Source organism: Paenibacillus sp. OT2-17 (assembly GCF_009827695.1).
Classification (GTDB): domain Bacteria; phylum Bacillota; class Bacilli; order Paenibacillales; family Paenibacillaceae; genus Paenibacillus; species Paenibacillus polymyxa_B.
Genome location: NZ_WUDQ01000514.1, coordinates 1 through 2647 on the forward strand (window position 1 = coordinate 1; position 2647 = coordinate 2647).

At 42.8% G+C, this 2647-nt stretch carries 3 protein-coding genes; all 3 read right to left on the reverse strand.

The features are described from left to right. Nucleotides 1-216: 216 nt before the first annotated feature. A complete protein-coding gene (gene flgC / locus GRP75_RS23905) occupies nt 217-669 on the reverse strand; it encodes a flagellar basal body rod protein FlgC (protein ID WP_013309884.1) in 453 nt (150 codons plus the stop codon). A 6-nt stretch (nt 670-675) separates the two neighbouring features. Beyond that, nucleotides 676-1083: a flagellar basal body rod protein FlgB gene (flgB, locus tag GRP75_RS23910; protein WP_013309883.1), complete on the reverse strand. Its 408-nt coding sequence runs from the start codon at nt 1081-1083 to the stop codon at nt 676-678. 408 nt (nt 1084-1491) lie between these two features. Then, nucleotides 1492-2647: ATP-dependent protease ATPase subunit HslU (gene hslU, locus GRP75_RS23915; RefSeq protein ID WP_160790561.1), on the reverse strand; the 1156-nt coding region annotated here is incomplete at its 5' end.

Consider the following 2647-nt stretch of genomic DNA (forward strand, 5'->3'; position numbering starts at 1 on the left):
GTCGGACATCTGGTGCGTAGCGGCTTCCTGCTGCCCTACTTCATTGAGAGCATCCTTTAGGAAGGAACCAAAATCCTTCAAGGATTCGGAAGGCGTCGCTTTCGTCAACTCATTGTTAGGCGATTGAATCTGCTGTATTACCGGTGTCTGTACATTAAACATGGCGTTCTGAATCATGTTTTACTCTCCCTATTAAGTAGTTAGTAGTCCTAGAACTTAGCGACCGATTTCAAGCGCTTTGGAAACCATAGCCTTTGATGCATTCAGAGCTGTTACATTGGCTTCGTATGAGCGTGTTGCGGAAATCATGTCGACCATTTCTTTCATAATGTCTACATTAGGCATATATACATAGCCATCTTTATCAGCGTCCGGGTGACCCGGATTGTACACAGGCTTCAAAGGTGACTGATCTTCCTGAATTTGCGAAACCTTAACGCCAGCAGCGCTTGTGCTACTTCCTTCCATTTGAGCCTTTAAAACATCGGCAAAGCCAGATTGGTTCGGCTCCAAAACAACCGTTTTTCTCCGATATGGAACTGCTTGTCCATTCTCTACTTTCGCCCGAGTTGTCTCTGCGTTGGCAATGTTGCTAGATATAACGTCCATCCGCAACCGTTGGGCCGTAAGAGCAGATGCACTAATATCAAAGCCGTTGTTAATCTTCACCTAATCCTATCTCCCTTCTACCGCTGTTCTCATCATTTTGATGCGCTCATTAATTTCTTGGATGTAGGTATTATATCTTAGTTGATTTTCAGCCATAAGACTCATTTCTCTGTCGATATCTACGTTGTTCATATTGTTATTCATGACTGAGTACCCATCTTTGGTGACCGTGGCATCTGGAATGGAGTTCACAGGTCCTATTTGAAAATGTCTTGAATTGGTTACTTTTCCACGTAGTGGTGTGACATCACCGTCCATTTGCTGCTGAAGCAGTTCTTCAAATGAAACCTCCGAACGCTTAAAATACGGGGTATCCGCATTGGATATATTGTCCGCCATCACACGTTGTCTCGTATTTGCCGCCTGTACACCTGCCTGAAGCTTTTGAAAGCTCATATCACCCAGCAGATTCATTTAGCTCCTCCCTCCCAGCGTCTACTCCAAAGTAAGATTCAATAAAACAAGATTTTTCACTTTTTTTCGACAATAAAATTTCATAATTATACATTTCTTTTAGGTCTTAAGTAGAAAATAATAACTTTCTGTCATATATTCTAAGTTTCGTAGAGTTGGGACCTAATTACAATAAGAAAAAAGCCCTATCTTTTTTAAAAAAGAGGGCTTTAGATGCATAAAATGTTAAATTTTTCAGGTTTATTTCAAGAAAATGAATGTTTTCTTAGCACTTTACACCTGTAAAAGATTATACGTCCTACTTTTGGAATAGACAGAAAAATCATCAACTTGACCATTATCTAGGTCTAAACGACAGTGCAAGATAGTGTTATTCTGGACCACACACCCTATTTTTAGAAACCCTATTCATAAAATATACTGACTAAGGTCCCTGTTTTGGGCAATATCTCCCAGCTTCTCACGTACATATTCCGGGGTAATGATCATACGATCCAATGTAAGCTCTGGTGCTTCAAACGACAGATCCTCCAGCAGCTTTTCTAGAATGGTATGCAAACGACGTGCGCCAATATTTTCGGTGTTGCGATTTACAGACTCAGCAATGCTGGCAATCTCACGGATCGCTTCCTCAGAAAATTCGACTTCAATCTCCTCAGTACGGAGTAAATCAGTGTATTGCTTGGTCAGCGCATTTTTAGGCTCCGTCAATATCGACACAAACTCATCCAAGGTCAGGCTACTTAATTCCACACGGATTGGGAAACGGCCCTGAAGCTCAGGGATCAGGTCAGATGGTTTTGCAACATGAAAAGCACCTGCAGCAATAAACAGAATGTAATCTGTTCTTACCGGACCGTATTTGGTCATGATGGTAGATCCCTCGACAATAGGTAAAATATCGCGCTGGACGCCTTCTCTTGACACATCGGGGCCACTACCCTTACCCTGGCTGGCAATCTTATCTATTTCATCAATAAAAATAATACCGGATTGCTCAGCACGCTTCACAGACTCCTGAATCACATCATCCATATCGATCAATTTGGCGGCTTCATCTTGAATCAACACCTTGCGAGCTTCCTTGACTGGTAGCTTGCGCTTCTTCGTCCGCTTGGGCAGAAAACTTCCGAACATCTCCTGCATATTCATACCCATTTGTTCATTCCCTTGCCCAGCAAACATATCGAGCATATTGGGTGCAGTATCCTCCACATCAATCTCTATAACATCATCCTCAAGCTTACCGGATAACAGATCGAATTTAACCTTACGGCGCTTTTCCGCCAAAGATCCATCCTGTTGTGGTGGTTCTTCTTCTACCGAAGTTCCCGTGTTATTGCCAAACAGCATTTCAAAGGGATTACGTTGCGATTTGTTTGACTTTTCTGCAGGTACAAGGATGCTGACAATCCGTTCATTTGCCATGTCCTCCGCTTTGTCCTTCACATTCTCTGTTCGTTCCGTCTTAACGATGCGAATGGAGGTTTCCATCAGATCACGCACCATGGATTCCACATCACGACCGACGTAACCCACTTCTGTAAATTTGGTCGCCTCTACC